The 18,345-nt window shown below is 56.0% G+C and carries 23 protein-coding genes; 1 reads left to right on the top strand and 22 read right to left on the bottom strand.

The window, feature by feature from the left end:
* Nucleotides 1-2: 2 nt before the first annotated feature.
* Nucleotides 3-266, bottom strand: a complete 264-nt coding sequence (locus Q1L34_RS12390; RefSeq protein WP_015584254.1) for a hypothetical protein — start codon at nucleotides 264-266, stop codon at nucleotides 3-5.
* A 292-nt stretch (nucleotides 267-558) separates the two neighbouring features.
* On the opposite strand from Q1L34_RS12390, the gene Q1L34_RS12385 reads away from it, so the two are divergent.
* The gene (locus Q1L34_RS12385) at nucleotides 559-1,434 is read left to right on the top strand and encodes a broad-spectrum class A beta-lactamase ORN-1 (protein WP_004862397.1); all 876 of its coding nucleotides are present in this window, start codon (nucleotides 559-561) and stop codon (nucleotides 1,432-1,434) included.
* Between the two features lie 109 nt (nucleotides 1,435-1,543).
* On the opposite strand, the gene Q1L34_RS12380 is transcribed toward Q1L34_RS12385, so the two are convergent.
* The 21 genes from Q1L34_RS12380 to Q1L34_RS12280 all read right to left on the bottom strand — a co-directional run bounded on the left by Q1L34_RS12380 (nucleotide 1,544) and on the right by Q1L34_RS12280 (nucleotide 18,345).
* Nucleotides 1,544-1,774: a hypothetical protein gene (locus tag Q1L34_RS12380; protein WP_004862401.1), complete on the bottom strand. Its 231-nt coding sequence runs from the start codon at nucleotides 1,772-1,774 to the stop codon at nucleotides 1,544-1,546.
* A gap of 155 nt (nucleotides 1,775-1,929) precedes the next feature.
* Nucleotides 1,930-2,184 (bottom strand): hypothetical protein, encoded by a 255-nt coding sequence (locus Q1L34_RS12375; RefSeq protein WP_151385089.1) that lies wholly within the window; start codon nucleotides 2,182-2,184, stop codon nucleotides 1,930-1,932.
* A gap of 14 nt (nucleotides 2,185-2,198) precedes the next feature.
* A complete protein-coding gene (locus Q1L34_RS12370; protein WP_327204540.1) occupies nucleotides 2,199-4,172 on the bottom strand; it encodes a tail spike protein in 1,974 nt (657 codons plus the stop codon).
* Nucleotides 4,173-4,181: 9 nt separating this feature from the next.
* The gene (locus Q1L34_RS12365; protein WP_151385087.1) at nucleotides 4,182-5,057 is read right to left on the bottom strand and encodes a tail fiber assembly protein; all 876 of its coding nucleotides are present in this window, start codon (nucleotides 5,055-5,057) and stop codon (nucleotides 4,182-4,184) included.
* Nucleotides 5,057-5,869 carry a phage tail protein gene (locus Q1L34_RS12360; RefSeq protein ID WP_135713597.1) on the bottom strand — a complete coding sequence of 271 codons (813 nt, stop codon included), beginning with the start codon at nucleotides 5,867-5,869 and terminating at the stop codon, nucleotides 5,057-5,059. Before Q1L34_RS12360 ends, Q1L34_RS12365 begins: the two co-directional genes overlap by 1 nt.
* A 2-nt stretch (nucleotides 5,870-5,871) precedes the next feature.
* Nucleotides 5,872-6,456, bottom strand: coding sequence for a YmfQ family protein (locus Q1L34_RS12355; RefSeq protein ID WP_004114605.1), 585 nt, complete (start codon nucleotides 6,454-6,456; stop codon nucleotides 5,872-5,874).
* On the bottom strand, nucleotides 6,441-7,517 hold the full coding sequence (locus Q1L34_RS12350; protein ID WP_110228139.1) for a baseplate J/gp47 family protein: 1,077 nt from the start codon (nucleotides 7,515-7,517) through the stop codon (nucleotides 6,441-6,443). Before Q1L34_RS12350 ends, Q1L34_RS12355 begins: the two co-directional genes overlap by 16 nt.
* A complete protein-coding gene (locus tag Q1L34_RS12345; protein ID WP_019704449.1) occupies nucleotides 7,504-7,956 on the bottom strand; it encodes a phage GP46 family protein in 453 nt (150 codons plus the stop codon). The genes Q1L34_RS12350 and Q1L34_RS12345 overlap by 14 nt, the downstream gene beginning before the upstream one ends.
* The gene (locus tag Q1L34_RS12340) at nucleotides 7,953-8,492 is read right to left on the bottom strand and encodes a phage baseplate assembly protein V (RefSeq protein WP_327204539.1); all 540 of its coding nucleotides are present in this window, start codon (nucleotides 8,490-8,492) and stop codon (nucleotides 7,953-7,955) included. Before Q1L34_RS12340 ends, Q1L34_RS12345 begins: the two co-directional genes overlap by 4 nt.
* Nucleotides 8,483-9,562, bottom strand: a complete 1,080-nt coding sequence (locus Q1L34_RS12335) for a phage baseplate assembly protein (protein ID WP_327204538.1) — start codon at nucleotides 9,560-9,562, stop codon at nucleotides 8,483-8,485. The genes Q1L34_RS12340 and Q1L34_RS12335 overlap by 10 nt, the downstream gene beginning before the upstream one ends.
* A complete protein-coding gene (locus tag Q1L34_RS12330) occupies nucleotides 9,555-10,811 on the bottom strand; it encodes a DNA circularization protein (protein WP_327204537.1) in 1,257 nt (418 codons plus the stop codon). The genes Q1L34_RS12335 and Q1L34_RS12330 overlap by 8 nt, the downstream gene beginning before the upstream one ends.
* A complete protein-coding gene (locus Q1L34_RS12325) occupies nucleotides 10,811-12,607 on the bottom strand; it encodes a phage tail tape measure protein (RefSeq protein WP_064169543.1) in 1,797 nt (598 codons plus the stop codon). Before Q1L34_RS12325 ends, Q1L34_RS12330 begins: the two co-directional genes overlap by 1 nt.
* 98 nt (nucleotides 12,608-12,705) lie before the next feature.
* The gene (locus Q1L34_RS12320; protein ID WP_049082005.1) at nucleotides 12,706-13,089 is read right to left on the bottom strand and encodes a phage tail assembly protein; all 384 of its coding nucleotides are present in this window, start codon (nucleotides 13,087-13,089) and stop codon (nucleotides 12,706-12,708) included.
* Nucleotides 13,090-13,092: 3 nt separating this feature from the next.
* A complete protein-coding gene (locus Q1L34_RS12315; protein WP_019704455.1) occupies nucleotides 13,093-13,446 on the bottom strand; it encodes a phage tail tube protein in 354 nt (117 codons plus the stop codon).
* 9 nt (nucleotides 13,447-13,455) lie between these two features.
* Nucleotides 13,456-14,937 (bottom strand): phage tail sheath subtilisin-like domain-containing protein, encoded by a 1,482-nt coding sequence (locus Q1L34_RS12310; RefSeq protein ID WP_064169542.1) that lies wholly within the window; start codon nucleotides 14,935-14,937, stop codon nucleotides 13,456-13,458.
* 1 nt (nucleotide 14,938) lies between these two features.
* Nucleotides 14,939-15,148: a DUF2635 domain-containing protein gene (locus tag Q1L34_RS12305; RefSeq protein ID WP_049082007.1), complete on the bottom strand. Its 210-nt coding sequence runs from the start codon at nucleotides 15,146-15,148 to the stop codon at nucleotides 14,939-14,941.
* 2 nt (nucleotides 15,149-15,150) lie between these two features.
* Complete coding sequence (locus Q1L34_RS12300) at nucleotides 15,151-15,762, bottom strand: hypothetical protein (RefSeq protein ID WP_327204536.1); 612 nt, start codon at nucleotides 15,760-15,762, stop codon at nucleotides 15,151-15,153.
* Nucleotides 15,759-16,301 carry a phage virion morphogenesis protein gene (locus tag Q1L34_RS12295; RefSeq protein WP_064169540.1) on the bottom strand — a complete coding sequence of 181 codons (543 nt, stop codon included), beginning with the start codon at nucleotides 16,299-16,301 and terminating at the stop codon, nucleotides 15,759-15,761. Before Q1L34_RS12295 ends, Q1L34_RS12300 begins: the two co-directional genes overlap by 4 nt.
* On the bottom strand, nucleotides 16,301-16,741 hold the full coding sequence (locus tag Q1L34_RS12290; protein WP_032751414.1) for a gp436 family protein: 441 nt from the start codon (nucleotides 16,739-16,741) through the stop codon (nucleotides 16,301-16,303). The genes Q1L34_RS12295 and Q1L34_RS12290 overlap by 1 nt, the downstream gene beginning before the upstream one ends.
* Nucleotides 16,741-17,367, bottom strand: a complete 627-nt coding sequence (locus Q1L34_RS12285) for a hypothetical protein (protein WP_327204535.1) — start codon at nucleotides 17,365-17,367, stop codon at nucleotides 16,741-16,743. Before Q1L34_RS12285 ends, Q1L34_RS12290 begins: the two co-directional genes overlap by 1 nt.
* Before the next feature lie 75 nt (nucleotides 17,368-17,442).
* Nucleotides 17,443-18,345, bottom strand: a complete 903-nt coding sequence (locus Q1L34_RS12280) for a Mu-like prophage major head subunit gpT family protein (protein ID WP_019704461.1) — start codon at nucleotides 18,343-18,345, stop codon at nucleotides 17,443-17,445.

Raw genomic sequence — 18,345 nt, 5'->3', positions numbered from 1 at the left:
ACTCAGCGGAGAGACTTTTTCATGCCTCGGGTCAGGGCCACGCGTTTGAGCTTGTCAGCATCGTCATGGGTTTCGCTAAACACACCGAAAAAGTAGCGCTCATCATCGATCGTTTGCGAAACAATCCGATAGCTCAGCGGATTGCCAGATTTCGCGCCATACTGCGCGGCGGTGACGGACAGTTCCGTCGCGGTACCGGCGACGCTGACCAACAGGCCATCCGCCTTTCCCCCCACCAGCATGACCTTAATTAGCGGGTCCACCATGTTCCTCCCGGATGGATCAATGGTTAATATGTGATTGCCGACGGCGTAGAGCATTTATACAACCTTCAGTACATTCTTATAGTTCATACCAGCCTGAATGAAAAAAACTCTTTCATATAGTGAGCTAAGCATTGATTATTACTGGTAAAAGCTGGCAGATGATGAAGGAAAAAAGAGAAATTGTGAATCTTCATAACTCTTATTTGTCTTTATTTTTTGTTTATTTTCCGTGACGTCCGCAAAACCCGCCAGATCGACTTGTGGACAACAACCTGCAGGGAAACATTCCGCTATGCGTCAATATCGATTCGCCCTTCTGCCATTGTTAGCCGCCCTGGCGCTCCCCGGTTGGGCGCATGAAGCCACGGTGACGACGGTTAAACAAGCCGAAAGCCAGCTGCAGGGCCGGGTCGGCTACGCCGAACTGGATTTAGCTTCCGGCCAACTGCTGTCCGGCTATCGCGCTGGCGAACGCTTCCCGATGATGAGCACCTTTAAAGTGCTGCTCTGCGGCGCAGTCTTGTCGCGCGTCGATACCGGTGAAGAACAGCTCGATCGCCGTATCCATTACCGGCAGCAGGATCTGGTGGAATACTCGCCGGTGACGGAGAAGCATCTTGCCGATGGGCTCACCGTGGGCGAACTGTGCGCGGCCGCCATTACCCTGAGCGATAATACGGCGGCAAACCTGCTGTTGACCACTCTCGGCGGCCCGCAGGGGCTGACCACGTTCCTGCGCCACAGCGGCGACCAGACTTCGCGACTCGACCGGTGGGAAACGGAACTCAATGAAGCGCGGCCGGGCGATGTGCGTGATACGACGACTCCGGAAGCGATGGCCAGGACACTGCGAAATCTGTTGACCGGCCGCGTGCTTTCCCCCGCCTCGCAGCAGCAGTTGCAACGCTGGATGGTAGAGGACAAAGTTGCGGGGCCGCTGTTGCGCTCTGCGCTGCCGGCGGGCTGGTTTATTGCCGATAAGACCGGAGCCGGCAATCGCGGCTCGCGCGGAATCATCGCCGCTCTCGGTCCGGACGGTAAAGCCGCGCGCATCGTGGTGATTTATTTAACCGCAACCCCGGCCTCAATGGATGAGCGCAATAAACAGATTGCGGCCATCGGTGAAACGCTGGTCAGGCACTGGTCCAAAGACGATAAAAGACCCTAGCCGGTCAGCGCTCGCTCGCCATCCGGAACATCCCCGGACAAAACCTCAGACGTAAAAAAGCCTCGCAAACGCGAGGCCTGACGCGGAGAGATCGCAGCGATGGCCGGGATTAGTTTTCCTCGTAACCTTCGAGCGCATCCTGAATGGCATCGGCTAAGGAAGCGACTTCCTGAGCCACATTGCGTAAATCCATCTGGCTACGAATCCCGGAATTCGCGGTGGATGAAGAGACGGCGGCTTTCGAAATTTCTAATGCCGCCTGAACAGCGAGCAGACGCTTATGTTTCTCGATAGCCGCGTCGCCACTATCGCCATCAAATTGAAAGTATTTTTCTAACATAGCGGATCCTTTTCATATAGCGCGCGAAAAAAATTGATACCGTTTTGAAAATCAATTGATACTGGCATTTGTCGGAGAGGAAAAAACAATTGATACTAAATGTGCGGGTATCGCAGGTCCGATAGCTAGAAACCTGCGACCATGAGGGATAAGCGTTAACTTTCTTTTGCTTCACTGAATGCCGGTAGCGTTTTCAGGTACGCGAAGGCCTGCACCAGCGGGTTAGGGCCATTAAGATCATAAGCAGAAATCACGTACTCTGAATGAAATGATTCCTCAGCTCCCGGAGCAGTGTAGTACACAGAGAACCCCATTGAACTATGACCTGTGGCGATACTGATTTCCTGGATAGTGCATACGGCATCCTTCACAAGGATGCCTTTGAACATCATATCAAGCGTTAAAGACATACGATACCCTCATATTAACTTGCGGCCAGCGCGTGCTTCACAACTGTGCCATCTGCTTTTTTGCCCAGAAAATAGAACATACCATTTTCCAGAGTAACCTGGTATTCATTCGCGTTCAGGAGTGAAGTGTTATATCCCGAAGAAGCACGCGCAATGAAGAACCCGCCATTTTCACCACGCCCCCGGAAAACCGGGATTTCAACACCATTGTATGTTACCCAGCCGATAAGTTGCCCCTGCTCAGCCCCGGAAACTCCGAAGGTGAGTTCGTAATGATGTCCTGCACAGTCATTTGCCATCAGTGTTGGTCGGGGATTGGCCCGAACGGAGCAGCGCGATGCTGTACTGCTGGGTTTACCTAGAAACAGGTCCTGGTCGGCGATGTGCTTTGGCGCAGAAGGTAGCGAAGTCAGGTCAGTATTTATGTTTTTCAGAGAGCTGCCCGCATACGGACAGTACAATGCACTCCCCTTAGTGATGAGTCCTTCAGTGGTTACAATCTTGGCATTCTGGATGCTCGCCTTACCGAAAAAGCGAATTTGAGCACCTGCATCTGCGTTGTTTCTATTACCATCTTTAACAAAAACATTGGTCAGATAGTTATTTTCACCGGAATTAAAGAATCCTGAACTGTAGGAACCATCTATATGAATATTTGTAAATTCATTAAACTGTCCATCCCCGGTAACACCTGCTCCATGGCAATCCTTGACAGTGATGTTGTTCAGGCTGTGCCTAGTCGGCAACAGTCCCCAGGCATACTCACTGATGCTGTGGTCATAAAGACGCTCTTCCTGCTCGCCATAATCAGAAAAGACATCCACGCCGTCATAAAAAGGCTGAATTGACGTTATGGAATCGAAGGTCAGTTCATAGCTACGGGCTGAAACGCCATTAATGTTATTTTGATAAGTTTTTACACCTGATTCACCAACACGGCGATTTTTAAAGTTGAAAACTCCGCCGTCGTATCCCTTGTTACGCATGAAAACAATACCAGATACAGATCCGTATCGCAGAACACCACCTTCGACCTTGTTTCCACGACCATAATCCTGTGAAAAGGTGTTGTTAAACAAGATCGCACCATACATATGGCGACCAGGCATAAAATCAGGTCTTTCCACACAGCAGTAATTGCAGTTATTGAAAACAAGTCCCATATGCCGTCCCTTCGGGCGTATCAGGGTCACTTCGTCAGAGTCCTCAATGATGAGCCCGGCACATATAAACTGGTTTTTAATTTCATCGGACAATCCATCCCAGACAACTTTATCTGAAGAGGTTGGTTGATATCCGACCTCCTCATTTGTCTGCCTGAGTGTTGCCAGAACCTCCTCAGGTGTCGACAGCCAGTTACCATCTGAATCAAATCTGGTGATTATCCATGGAGCAGTAATGTTCTGAAACCATGCATCCTCGATAACTGATTTTCTTCCGAGGTTTGAGAGGGTTAGTAATTGGGTGTCACTGTTAACTGGAGCGGTAAATTTAAGGTTGATAACCGCTCCGTCAGCATTGAAGAAAAGAGGAGTCGTCAGGTTTATCTCTGTGTCAATAACGCACTGCCGGGCTGAAGATGCAGCATATTGAAGCAAGTTATGCAGCGCATCAGAATCATCCCCATAAAATGACAGACGATTAGCATTCAGGTCATCAATTCCTGCCTGGACGGTCATTCCTTTCTTTAACTTTACCTGAGCCGCGCCGGGAGTATCGCCACTTAACAACAGGTCAGCACGTAGCTTTGCATCCCCCAAAACCGGAATCGCTTTACTTAGCTGGTCAAACACATGCTTTTCAGGTTGCAGACCGGCAGCAGCCAACAGATTCAGCATCTCGGCCTGCATAATATTAAACCAGTCCGCACCGGGCCAGCTTATACCGCCTTGTTCCTGACTCTCTCCGAACCAACGTGTAGAAATTGTCTGCGTTTCTTTAGGCTCCGGCATCTCCGGGACGCCGCTGGTGTTATCGAGATGGTACATAGCGACTCCTTACGGCTTCTCAGGCCAGACAATATCAAGGGCAGTGCTATCCACGCGGCTTATCGCAAGGCGGTATTCTTCCCAGCGTGCCAGTTGCGCGGCTTCATCGTCAGTCGCCTGTCCGCTGCTGACGGCGTAGCTGAGCATTGAAATCTGTTCCGACGCATCAGACAGCAGTTTTGCCTTCTGACGGTCAGCCTGAGCGATGAGATAAACCTGTTCAGCATCGGCGTTTTTAATCCAGGCTGAGCCATCCCATTCATCGAACTGACCTGGCATTTTGAGGGTATAGCCATCAGGAACAGGACCAATATCGGTGATGGTCAGAGGCTCGCGGGTTGTGGTGTTCCAGATAACCTGACCGCGCAGGTCTTTGACATAAACCCACTCAGCTCCGTTCCAGCGGGTGACGAAGGTCGTTTTGTCCTCTGGTGGGGCCACAAACGTGCAGCCATCAGGCAGTGTGAACCACGCATCAGGAACAACGTGTTTAGTCCCGTTGCTCTCGTAATAAAGCTGACCGGTCTTATCTTCAATCTGCGTCCACTGGCCCTTCGCGAACAGCAGAACATAACCGGCATCCGCCACAGGGGGCTCAGTAGTGATGGCACATTCCGGCAGGGATTCACTCAGAGAAGAAATAACAAAACCGGTGCCGTGAATATTCCAGTAACGGGTCCCACGAATATCGGTCACATATTCCCATTCACCATTTTTAAATATGCCCGTCTGGCCTTTTTCCGGCTCACAGGGAATATGCGTGGTATTAGCAGGCAAGCCTGTGCCTGCCGGAATCGTCATAAAAACGGAGCCGATATAAACACCATCGACGTCGTACTGATAAAGCCAGATAGCGCGGGGGCTATGAGAAAATTCGAATGACATTACGCTAACCTCACAATGGCGTTAAAGGCGATATTTTTGACGGTGTTTTCCGTATTGCCGGTGCTGTTGATAGTCACAGCATGAGCATGCGGGCCGATATAAACGGTGTGGCCGTGAATGCCGATATCGACGGTATGTCGGTGGGCTGCGGCTTTGCTGGTTTTATTCCGGGTGCGGTGGGAGTCATTATCTGACCCGACGACGTAGTCCGGGTCCCAGGCATCACCCGGTGCAGCAAGACCACCGTTGTGGTCGTGTTCGTTATCCGAACTGGTGGGCTTTGTACCGTGATCAAAGTTACTGGCGGGTACGGTCCCGAGGTCAGTAGAGGCCACGCTCCCTGTGTGTGCGTGAGCCTTCACGCCGTCAGCTTCATAAGACAGCAGCGCCCGCCCGGAGGCCGGTAAAAACTTGATGGTCTGCCCGCGCATGTCCGGCAGAACGCCAGAGGGATATGCAACCGCAAGGCGCGGATAGGCTGTTTTATTAAAGCTCTGGCCCAACATCAGCGCAAAACTGTTCGGTGCTGTCGCCCCCGGCCACGGAAGTGGAATACCCGGAGGGAGCATATAATCTGATGAAAATAACCGGATGGCCTGGGCAAACTGGTCCAGTGCATTTTTATCCGGCGTAATATTCGCCAGCGCCAGCACATTCAGCATTTCCGCCTGAATAGCATTAAACCAGTCCGCGCCCGGATAACTCGGCTGAATACCGTCGCCGCCTTCGGTAAACCAGCGGCGCTCGGTAAATAATACCGGCTTGATGGCAGGCATATCAGGAACGGAAGAGGCATTATCCAGGTGATACATAATTAAACCTCGTAAAGAAAATCGTAATCGTGGCCAGCAAGCCGGTAACGACGTAAAAAACATTCCAGTATCTGCGCCTGCAAACTAATTAACGGAGTCAGGACGTTGCTGATACTGCGAAAGCGGATCATCGGCATATCCGTGACCGTCACCTGCAGCAGGTAGCGGTATTTGTGGGAATAAATCGGATACATGATGTCGCGCATGACGTGATGCGGCAGAATTTCGGTCACCTGAATGGTGAAGCCCAGCGCATCTTTTACAGCCTGCTCAATCTGCCAGGTGGCCAGCCCGCCTTTGCGGTGATACTTCTCCACCACGGCATCGCGACGGCGGTCAAAGCCGTCCGGGATGGCGTTACAGTCCGGCAGGCCGAGATAATCTTCCCAGTCGGCCAGCAGCAGCTCAGTGGTCTCCGGGCGCATCTCAGTGACCAGCAAATCCGCGTTTGCCTCCGCCAGCTGCAGGCGGGAGCTGAAGCCCCGGAGCAGCGACGTCAGCGCCGCTGTCTGGTCGCGTGGCCACGCTTTACCGCGCGGCATCAGTTGCTGCAGGACGTCCTGCCAGTCCTCTACACGATGCGCCATGTGATTGCCCCCAGTGTCAGCAGCTCATAGTTCTCGCTGGCCTGATTGGTGGTGAGGTCCAGCTCGTAGTCGGTGACGCCCGTCGAGGAGCCGATGGCCGTGCGGATAGCGGAGAGCAGCAGCGTGTCGCCCGGCGAGACCGAGCGGAACAGCGCCTGTAGGCTCAGGGTGACCGCTGAGCGGATGGCGGCAGTGTCGGGGATGACGCGAATGGTCAGCGGCACCGGCTTGAGCGTCAGCGGGATGGGCCAGACCTCGATACCGCCGGGCTTGCCGACGTAAGTCCCGGTTGCAGGGTCCTGATGGCGGAACAGGTACGCCTGCATCGCCTCGCGGTCGGTGCCGGTCGGGATAATGTCCGTGCGCTGGTCGTAGACCCACGCAAGGCCCACCGTTCCCAGCCCGTGCCAGCAGTCAAAGGCCCATGCCCGGCTGATGCCCGGCAGCTCGGTGGCCCAGATAACGTAATCATGCAGTGCGCCGCCGGTGGGCGGGTTACGTTTGCGGTACAGCAGACGGGTCAGCAGCTCGGCCACGGACTCGACGTCCGCGCCGCCGGAAATCCCGGCATCCGCCACCACGCCGTCGCTGTTCACCCCGGCCACCGGTGAAATCAGGGTCAGCACGTCACCGGCTTTCAGGTTGCCGCTGAGGCCCGTCTCGTCAGCCTGCACGGTGACGGTGATTTTACCCGCTGACGGGTCACTGGTGGCGGTGACGTGGTAGCGTACGCCGTCCTGCGTCTGCATCTCCGTATCGAGCGGCAGCGGTCGGGTGCCGGTGAAGGCGACAGGTCCGCTGGCATAAGATGCAGCCTTACGAATAACGCCCTCATAGCGGGCGGTATCAATAATGGTTTCGTCAGCGGACTGCTCTGACGGGATGATCTGGTTTTTAATCCACGTCTGATAATCGTAGACGTCGCGTAAAGCGCCACTGAAAGCCGTATTTAACGCGCGTTCAACGCCGACAATCGGTAATTCCTGGTCGAGTTCAATCTCTAAATCCTGAATACCGGCACGAATAAGCTGGCGGAGCGTCGGGACATTAAATGTAGCCATTTTCTACCGCCTCCCAGCGTTTCTTTATTTCGACGGTTAACTCGGTTTTATCCGGGCGGGTGAGAATAATGGTTAATGCCAGCCAGTTAATACGGGGAATGGTCGCAATGACCTGCGCATTTCGCGCATAGCCGTAGCGTAATAACGGCTGCATGGCCAGACGGGCGTAATTCTCTGCGCGGAGCCTGACCTCTTCGGTCAGCTTTTCACGGTCAATCAGCCAGAGCTTTGAGCCCCATTCGAAATCGCTGAAGGAATTACCGCACCAGCCGCGACGGTCATCGGTGCCGTCGGGTATTTCGTCGCTGGTATCTGCCCGCGCATCAGTAAACAGGCAGATATACACCAAAGAAACAAGGCCCTCGTCAAACGAAAGGCCATTGTGTTCAATCTCTATATCTCCACCTGCAGGCAGGTGCCAGTTTATTCTGATGGTCATCTGGGCTCGGAAGTATCATTACCATCCCCGTCTTTATGAAAATGCTTAAGGAAGCTTTTACCCTTAACCGTAATATCTTCAGTAAAGTTAGTGGGGCCGGTGACATTTATCTGTTTACCGATAATGTCACAGCTCTCTTCGGCAACCACATTTACCGTCTTCCCTGTTATTTCAATCACGCCATTCTTTTTCAGGCGAATAATATGGCCTTCCTGATGATAAATAAAAACGTCGCCTTCTTCACCGCCACGGGGACGGCTCCCTTTATCCTCGACGGCGATGGCCACCATGCCGCCGCGACGGCCACCGACAGCAACGACAATCGCCTCGGAGCCTGCAGGCGGGACGCTGGAAAAACCATAGTTCTGGAAACGCTCGACATCGTCATTGGTCTCATCGGCCAGCGACTGCACCTGCAGGTTCTGCCGACCGAGGCTGTCCGTCACGATACGCACCAGCGCACGGTCCACCATCAAGCGCAGACGGCGACCCAGCTCAGCAAAGGAACGCCCGAAATTCGCGTCTTTCAGTCCCACGTGACCCCCACGGATGTTTTTTTGCCTTTCTTCTTCGCCTTCTGCGATGGCATGTCCAGAGACTCAGGCGGTGCCAGGGTCAGTACCGTCAGACGACCGCTGTCACTTTCCATAAATGACACAGATTTAATCAGCCAAGTGACGTCGAGCTGCTGGATTTCATCGGTGACCGGCACCAGTCGGTTAGTCTCCCACAGTGGACCTGTAGCACCGTTTTCACGCCAGCCCGACACGGTGATTTCGGTTGTGTTGGATTCGCCCAGCACATACGCCTTATGCCACTCACCACGGGCGCTGGCACCGCCGACCGTCAGGCTGTCTTCATTGACCAGAATCTTCGGACGATAGCGGGTGATCTCCGGGTCGCTGACTACCGTCTGGCGGCCGCCGATCATCTTCACCGGCTGGTCGTCCCATGTTGAACCGCCCGCGCTGGCGGAGCCCTTGACGATGTACTGGCTGGCACGTTCGCGCCAGCTGAAGCGTCCACGTGCAGCCAGAATATTGTCGCCGAGAGTGAGTGTCACTCCGGCCCGTAGCGTGGATGCGCGGGTGATAACCAGCCGACCGTAAGCGTCTGAAGTCACCAGAACGCCGCGCTGTTTGGCCAGACGGTCGAGCAGTTCAAAGCCGGTTTCACCCTGTTCGAGGGTGATGCTGCCAAAGGCATCGCCGGTGTCGGTCTCGTTAACCACCTCAATGCCGTAGGGCTTGCAGATGGTGGCCGCCAGCTGTTCCAGTTTCTGACCTTTCCACTGGCCGGACTTATCGACCACCGAGCTGTCCACCAGATCGCCGGTTTTGTCGCGGCCCATCACGCGCAGGGAGACGTTCTCCGCGTCATAGCTGGGAATGAAGTCGTCAATGTAGCCGGTCATGACGCGGTCACTGCCGATGGAGACCGTGCAGGACTGACCTGGCTTGATAGAGCGCGGCGTGGCAGATGACCATCGGGCAGTAACTGTCAGGTCGAACTCGCCCGCTACAGACTCCAGTGAGCGGTTAATGGTCATGTCCGTCCAGCCGCCCCAGACCTTGCCGTCAACGTTCAGGGTTAACTCTTCAGTCATTGCTGATGATCTCAATCGTCTGTGAAGGTGTAATAAAAGAGGGATAACGCAGCCGGTTGCGGGTCACCAGTTCATCCCGGTTCTCCGCGTCGCCGGTCTCGCGGTAGGCCAGCAGCATCACAGGTACTGTCCGGGCCGAGGTGATGCGGCGCAGCTCCGGCAGTTGGATACTGCGGATACGCACATCATTGACCACCGCGAACCGCAGCTCGCGAAGGGTACGCCACAATTCACGGAGACCGCTTTCGACGGCTTCCGCTGCAGTCTCGCCGAGACGCTCCGCCAGCTGGTCGCCGGTGTTCTGCGCGTCCTGACCGGTTTCGAAGGTCGCTGTGGCCACCGCTTCAGCCTGAGCGACCAGCGTGGAGATAATGACCAGACGGCGGAAGTCTACGATGTTGGTCTCCATCGCTGCGGTGGTCTCCGGCGTCGATGCCGGTGTGACGCTGCTGGCAAAGCCGGTATCGGTGTTCACGCTGATGTTATCGACCAGGGATTTGGTCGCAGACTGCGCTGCCCGGTCGCCTTCCCACTTATCGCGCAACTGGTCATAGACCCGCAGGGCGAACGGCGGCTCAGAGACCAGGTCCTTCATATCGCTGATGAGGCCGGTGATATCGCGGATCATTTCACCAGGCGCGGCGGCCACAATACCGGCGAGATCCTTAAACCGGTTGAGGCGGTCCATCCACCCGCTGAGCGCATCCGGTAGTGTCGGCAGGCTGGTGACAAAGCCCTCCATGTCCTCAAGAAGTGTGTCCACCATGCTGCCGACGCCATCGAGTGCCGCAAAATAATCACCGCTGGCCAGCGCTTCCCTGACCTTGTCCGCCGCGCTGAGCGTGGTGGCGCTGGTGTCTTCGGTGCCGGACGGGAACAGCTGCTCGCCAGCCTCGTACACCTCAAAGGAAACGTAAGCAATCCCGCCTTCCTCGGTGGAAAGACGATGTGTGACGCGGCCCACCTGAACCTTCTGCACGCCGAACCACGGATGCACCAGCTCACCGGGACCAGCAGTATTTAGCGCGGCCAGCAGACGGTTCATCTGGTCGATGTAGTCACTGCCGAGCAGGATCGCGTTAATTTGCTGCTGAGTCAGCACCGCGCCGTGGTCTTCCGTCCAGCCCACTTCTTTTTTAGGGTAAGCGTGAGGGATAGCGCGGCGACCGCCAGTCCCCTCGACGTCGCGGAAAAAGAAAGGTACGCCCCGGAATGAGGCATCGCGGAGGTCTTCCCATTGAGTGGCCATTACTGCTGCTCCATATTACGAACACCGCTGGACGCACTCATGGTGACACCGGGGGCGTTGACCTTAACGCTGGTCACCTGTACCCGATCATCTTTTACGGAGACCTCGATACTGCCTTTTAGCTCAGGCTGCTGCAGGAACGGGTAGCCCGGCTGGTTTTGCGGCTGCATAGACGCCCACGGCGACGGGTCTTGGTAACCCGCAGGTGACGGCGAGGAAGACGTGAAAAAGTTTTTGATGTCCTCCCACATCGTTGAACGCTCATTGTTCTGCTGAACCCTTTTAAGGAGTTCTTCGCGTCCCTCGTCCGAAAAAGGGTCCATATCAGTTAACCCCATCAACTTACTGGCAATTAACCCACCCCGGGCAAGCATTCCAGGCCAACCTGGAAGGTCGGCGGTAGTATCAAGAAGATCGTTAACCTTATCTTCTCCTGTTCCACCCAGCCCACCTGCTGGCCAGTTGGTCACATAAACTGGCATTACACCTGAACCAAACACATCAGCGATACCATTAGGTATACCCTTACCTTTATTTGGATTAAGTACATCCCAGACACCTTTACCAAACTGAAACGCTTTGCGGGCTGCAATAACCCCCCCGACTGCGATGGCGATATTTTTACCAATCTCCAGCCAGTGCTGGACGGTTTCCTGGTCAACGGAATTAATTGCATCAGCCAGCTCCTGGACTGGTTTTGCGAGATTGCTGTTTGCAAATTTTTTCCAGGTGGTGGTTAGTGCAGTGACGGCTGATGTGAAATCTTTAGATGCATACTCGGCATCTTTCATAATGCCCTGGCCATCGGCTACTACACCGTTGTAGCGCTTGAGGTTTTCAGCCCCTTTACCGGACGTCACGCTGCTAAGCAGGAGGATACTGTCCTGGTTAAACCCGGCCCCCAGCAAGCGGGCGCTTTGGGTCTCTGCACCTTTGTTCCCTGATTTTTTTGCAATCTCTTCCATCAGTGTTGGCAGTGATCGCATTTTTCCGTCTTTACCAAAAACATTTATCCCATTCCGGCGCAACTCCTTCACAACCTTCGGAAGCTGCAGATCGCGGATCAGGTTCTCGACTGCAGTAGAAGCTGTGGTGGTATCACCGGTAGCGTCGACCGCGCTCTCAAGCGCGACACCGACGTCCTTCACGCCCCGTACCCCCGTTCCCCCTGCAGCGGCATACATTGAGAATGCTTTTACACCGCGTTCGGCGATATCCTTCAGCTCAAAGGCTCCCTCTTTACCGAGTTGATTCAGGGTATCCATTGCCTGCAGGGTGTCTTTCTCGTTGCTCAGGTTAAACTTTGTGAACTGAGAGAAGAGCCCCCCGATACTTTCACCATCAGCACCTGATGCAGCGATAGACGGCGCTATGATGTTTCGGTTCTTATAGCCGTAATCGATATCACCGGTAACTGTCCCGACTTTCTCAATCGCGCTGACCACTTCGCTGTCATCGACACGAAACTTGATCGCAGCATCCTGCATACCGCCAAACATTTCGGACATTTCTTTTTTGGTTTTTTCCGCTGCCAGCCCCATACGGGTGATACGGCGGTCAGTCGCAGCAAAGTCTTTTAGCATGGCACTACCAGCAAACCCCGCAATCATCGTAGTGTAGCGGTTACCCAGTGCATCCAGACCTCGACCAGCTGCAGCCGTGGTGGCCTTGACAACCGACATTGCCCGCTGATTGGTGCGGGCGAACTCGGACATGTTGGCTCCGTACTGGCGGGCTTTCGCGGTCAGGTTACCTGACAGGTTGATGAGTATTTCAGTGGTGAGGCGATTTGCCATATTGCTTCCTCAGCTGCTCTGTCAGGCGCAGCAGCTGCCGGAGAGGCAACTGCTGCAGGTAGGACATATCAAAACGTTGAGACAAATTGACGATGAGATTACTGAGCGCCGTCGCCAGCGGCATCAGGTCGCCCCCGGCCAGCGGTCTCCGAAATCAGCTCATCGAGTGCGGCAGCTTTACTGCTGAGTAATTCCAAATCCTCCGGGTGAAAGGCGTAGATTTGCTTGAGGGACAAGGGCCCCGGAATCTCACCCACTGACGCAATCTGTCGCCTCAGCATACCCAGCCCCATAAGCACCTCAGAGCAGTACGCAACCGCTTTGCCGTTCTCCCCAATAACCACACGCTCAGCCTCCAGCTGGGCGTCGATAACATCTTTGGAGGTCAGCTCACGGAACGTGACTTCTTTGTAGCGGATCTCATCGTCAGTACCTTTACCGGCGATGTAGCCATGTTTTAAGGTGACACTCATCTCAGCCATGACTTACACCTTCACCAGTTTGGTCCCGATGAAGTTGGCGCTGATGGTGCCGCCATCCTCATCAAGCGTGGCCGGTTCAGCCGTCGCCGCGCCAGTCATCATGTAGGTCAGGCCGTTATCGCCTTCAAACATCACGGTGACATTCTCCCAGTTGCTGATTTCAATAACGTCCATATCCTGCGCTGCGGCGATAGTCATTTGGATCGAGGGGCCCGCCATCTTGCCGGACGTACCCCAGACCTTGCCGCCCCCCATATGCTGGGTGCGCGTTTTACCACCTGGATTGAGAGTGGACTTACCCTCTGTCTTGATTTCGCGGCCATTAATACGGATGGCCGCCTGACCCAGAATGCTCATAAAGGCTCCTTAAAGTTTGAACTGGACGAGACCGGCCAGCACTCGTAACTGGTTGACAAGGTTCGGGTGGCAGATGAAGTTCAGGCGGTTTTTATCGTCGCCGTCGAGATAGACATCCAGCGTGTCTTTGTAGTCGTCGAAGTCTTCAACCAGACCAGCCGGAATCAGCTCGGTCAGCGCGATATCCAGCAGCTCGGCACGGGCAATCTTCGGCGTCATCACCGGCTGGCCCGGATCGAGCAGGTCGAGCACATCATCCCCGGCCAGCTTGTGACGCGGGTAGCGGTTGGTGAACCGGTTTTTGATGACGTAGCGGATACGCCCCAGCGTCGCCGGTGACTGCACATCGAGGTACGAGGTATCGGTATCGCCGTACTGGTTGACGCGGTACATCGTGATTTCACGCTCGATGCAGACGTTGTCGCTGGCGTCAACGTAATGGGTGGCGATACCGTCATGCAGCAGCAGGTTGCGCTCCTGCATATCCCAGCGCACCGTTTTGACCGGCGGCAGGATGCCCGGGAGCACCAGCGTCTGCAGTGGACGGGCCGGGTCGTTAGCCAGATACCAGGACGCGATGCCGCCGTAGGATGCCGCCCACAGCCAGTGCGGTTGCGGGGCGATGTTGGTCCCGATGCAGGAAATCAGCCAGTCGTTGCGGGTTTCGCCAAAGGTGCCGCTTTCGGCATGGGTGCCCCGGAAGGCCGTCCAGAGCTGCGCCTCAATCATTTTGAGCGGTCCCCAGCGTTCGAGCAGTTCATCCCGGATGGTGTTCAGGCTCTGCGTATCGTTGTACGGGAACACAATATCGGTGTACCAGTCATCACCCAGCGCCGCGACGACTGCCGCAATATCCGGCGTACCGGTGCCGCCGGTGAAAGCGGTCATGGCCACCGCAACGCCTGCCGGTGTCTGCTCGCCGGTGTAGTAGTTGAGACGGACGTCCATCGCATTGCCGGTCACGCCTTTCCAATTGGTGGTCAGGGTGACGGCAGTGGTGGAGTCCGCTTTCAGTGCAGCAGTAACCTGCGTGTCAGGCAGCTTGTTGACGGCGGTGACGACAGCCGCAGCGATGGTGTCCGCTGTCGCGTCGGCGCTGACACCGACCTGCACTGAGATACCGTTCACCAGCAGGGCCAGCGTACCTGCCGCGGTGGCCGGGCCGGTGATGGTCAGCTCTGCTTTTGCGGCAGCACCGGCAGCGATATCAGCCAGGCCCATCGCCCACACTTCGGTATAGCTGTTGGCCTTACGCAGGGTCTTGAGCATCCCGGCGAGCATGGAGCCTTTACCGTAGAGCTGGTCAGCGGTGCCGTCGCTGGTGATGCGGTTTTGCGTCAGAACGGCAGCGGTGCCGGTCGCACTTTGCTGGCCGATGACGATAATTTTGCGCGACTGTGCCGGGGCACTGTCGAGCGCCTGAGAATTGTCGATATCGATGTACACCAGCGGGACGCGGACATCAGCAGGAATATCACCCAGTGCAGACATATCACTTCTCCTTTGCGGTTCGGGCCTGGCGGACTTCCGCCGGTTCGGTTACGGATTCAGCCTGGATATCGGTGATAACAACATCACCTTCAGCTTCTCGGCGATGCCACCATGCACTCATGAGGAGCGTTTCCCCTTCAGGACTGAGGCGCTGGCCATCAGCTTTTCGCACCTGCAGCCCCGCGCGGGCGGGCTTGATATGTTTCTTCATCGTTACGGCTCTCTTACGTTAATAACGTCTTCAATCGGGGTGGTGCCATCGCCGACCTGCAGCGTGGCCCCCAGTCGCAGGAAGTCCGGGAGGGTGGCAAGGTCGATTTCATCATCCAGACGGAACTCCTGTTCCCACGTCACGGCCCACATGGTCAGGCCCAGCTCGTTAAGCCCGCCGGAATAGATATTGTCGGCACTGACGGAGGTGGCCAGACGCTCGGCCTTCATACCGTTAGCGGCTCCGCGCTGGACAATACGGCGCACCAGCTTTCCGACCAGCACCTCGCAGCGGGTATCGCGCGTATATCCCCATGCATCGGTGGCCATGACGTAGGCCGCCCAGGTGACATCGCCGACAGTACCGCCAGCCTGAGCGCGGACATTGCGCACGCGGAGTGCGGCCAGACGGATGCAACCATCACGATCCGTCAGGTAGGTTTTGACCTCTGCCGGGGTGCTGAACTGGCCGATATGGCGCTCGATAACGCTGACGCGGTCAGGTTTGTTTTGCTGAGGTTCGTTCAGCAGCTCCGGCTTCAGCCACGCCACAATGTTCTCAGCGGCGGAGACCGTGGAGCCGGTGGTTAGCAGCGGCGGACGTTCGTTAGTCACGGTAATACCTCTTTCCAGAAGTCGCCGATGACATGCATCAGCTCATCACTGTTTGCGGTGGACAGCCCGAGGTACTCGCGCTGCGGAATATTCATCTGGCGGGTATGGGAGCCCACCGTCTGCCAGACCGGATGCCTGAGCGCCCGGCCAAACGCCTGATGAATGAGACGCTTGTGAGCGCTGACCGGGACGCTACCTGCAAAGCCGTCCTGGTGAACGCCGCTGTAGCTGAGCGGCGAACCCACACGAACGCGGCCACGTTCGACGATGTACTGGATGCTGTCGAGCAGATCGCCATTGCCCTGCAGCAGGCTCTGATTCCCGCTGCGGGTCTTGCGGTAACCCTCGGACCACTCCTCCCAGCGCTCGCCAGCCGGTGAGGTTTTCTCGTCACTGATGCGGCGGCGGGTCTGCGATTCCACGACAGCACCGATACTCTCCAGCAGCTCCTGCTGCAGCGAACTGTCGGAAAGTTTCTCGATGGCCATGCGCATCTGCTGCAGCTTCTCAGCGCCGATAACCTCAACCGAAATCCCCATCACAGCACCCCTTTGAGGTTGTTGCGGGTGAACAGGCGTTTGTTATCGGAGACAACAATCATCCTGCCGTTATCGGTCTCCGGGGCCGGAGTGTCGGTCGGCAGCCCGAGGTCGCGGGTACCGTTCGCCATCTCCTTCAGGGTCTGGACAGCACTGTCGTAGCGCTTCTGAATCAGGTCGGTGATCTGATTGTCACGCTCGGACAGCCAGTAAATGGCGATGGATACGGCCACCCGGTGCAGCGGGCGCGGAACGGTGGTGATGTTCAGCGGCAACTGATAGCGCTTTGACAGAAACGAGTTGATCTCCGCGTCGGCATCCTCGATGGCCGTGGCTATCTTCGTCTCGTCGAGCTGGTTCGTTGCCTTGTCGATGGCCATAGTCCAGACCAGCGACCCGTCCGCAGCCAGCAGGTCATCACGGGTAACGTAAATTCCCATCAGTCTTTCTCCGCCACCTGCAGAACCGGCACTACCGCCACCACCAGATGAGGCTCAGCCTTCAGTCGCTCGGCGGTTTCGTGACTGATGAAGCACTCCACCACCACATCACCCTCCAACGCGTTCGCCTCGTTCTCGCCATCGGGATCGTCGCTGACAAACACATGCACCGGCTCACGCGGCCAGAAGCGGCCACAGCGCCAGAACCCGCGCTCATGTCTGGCGCGAACCTCCAGCACTACAACATCGTCGGTTGCAGGGGACGCGGTGATAAGGTTCTCACTTCCGCCACCGGCGGCCAGACCTTCGGGGGTCAGGTTTGTCTGTAATTCACGCTGTACGGAATTAAGGTGCTCCGCTGAAATGTGAATCGCAGGGGCAGAAATGCTGACGTTGTCCCCGGTCAGGGTAATGACGTCATCAGATGACGGAGGCGCACCAGCATCGCCAGGCTTCAGGCTGACGGGGGACGCACCCACCGCAACGTAATGCCCTGGTAATGTGACTGACCGTTCAGCTCCCGGCAGGTCAGATGCATCAGCCTGTGCCACTTCCGGCGCTGAAACCTTGCCAGCGCGACTTTTAGCGCTTTGCTTACCCGTTGCTTTTTCTTTCGTTCCACTCACTGTTCCATCCTCTTTAAAGGTGGGTTACAGCGGGTTTAACGCCCGCTGTAACGGTTTTAAAACGCAGACTGGCGATTACGCCGGGGTGGTGATAAACGGGCTGTCGACGATTTCCACATCCTTGTAATAGATGTTGGAGTTACCGCCATCGACCAGCATTGCGTCGATGATCTTCTTCGCGGCTGCGCGGTTGTTCGGACCCACGACCAGCGTGGTCGGACGGATCCCCAGCGGCGAACCGGAATCGCGCTTCATGCCCTGCAGCACCTTCACCGCCGCTTCATAGTTGGCGACAGTCAGCGGTGCGCGGGACCCGCAGGCGGTCTGCCAGAACCCAAAACCAACGTTGCAGCGCCCATCCACGCCATACAGGAACTCATTGTTCTTGAAGGTGTGTTCGCTGCTGAGGTCATCCAGTGCCTGGAAGTTAAAGGCGCGGCGCTTCTGGTAAAGGATGGGTTTCAGCACCTGACTTTCATCAATCAGGAACCACGGCTCACCTTTGTCAGTCGCGATATCACCCACAATGTTGCTGTAGGTCCCACCCGCCATTGGATGGTCGGTATCAAAGAAGTTCTGGCCGTCAAAACACAGGGTGGTGAAACCGGCAACCAGCAGCGGAAAGCTCAGCGTGTCAGGGAATTCGGCGACCTGCTGACCGAACGCCTGCGCAATGACGCTGTACTGGCCAATCTGGTCGTCTTCGATGTTTTCACGCTTGACGCGGATCGAGTTTTCCCAGGTCTTGTTGGCGATGGTGTAGCCGTACTGAGACAACTGCGCGAACTGGCGCTCACTGACCCACTCTTTGATGGTCGGTAAGTCCGAAAGCCAGCCGTACGTATTGGACGCGGAGCCGCTCGGCACTTCGGTAGCAATGCGCAGGTACTGCGGAGTCACACCTGCGAGACCTCGGGTGAAAGCTGCGCTCAGGGAGGTCGTGAGCGCGTGCAGGATTTCTGCTGACGGTTGCGGCAT

This window comes from Klebsiella ornithinolytica, assembly GCF_030505655.1.
GTDB lineage: Bacteria > Pseudomonadota > Gammaproteobacteria > Enterobacterales > Enterobacteriaceae > Klebsiella > Klebsiella ornithinolytica.
This window is presented reverse-complemented; position numbering and strand designations above follow the sequence as displayed.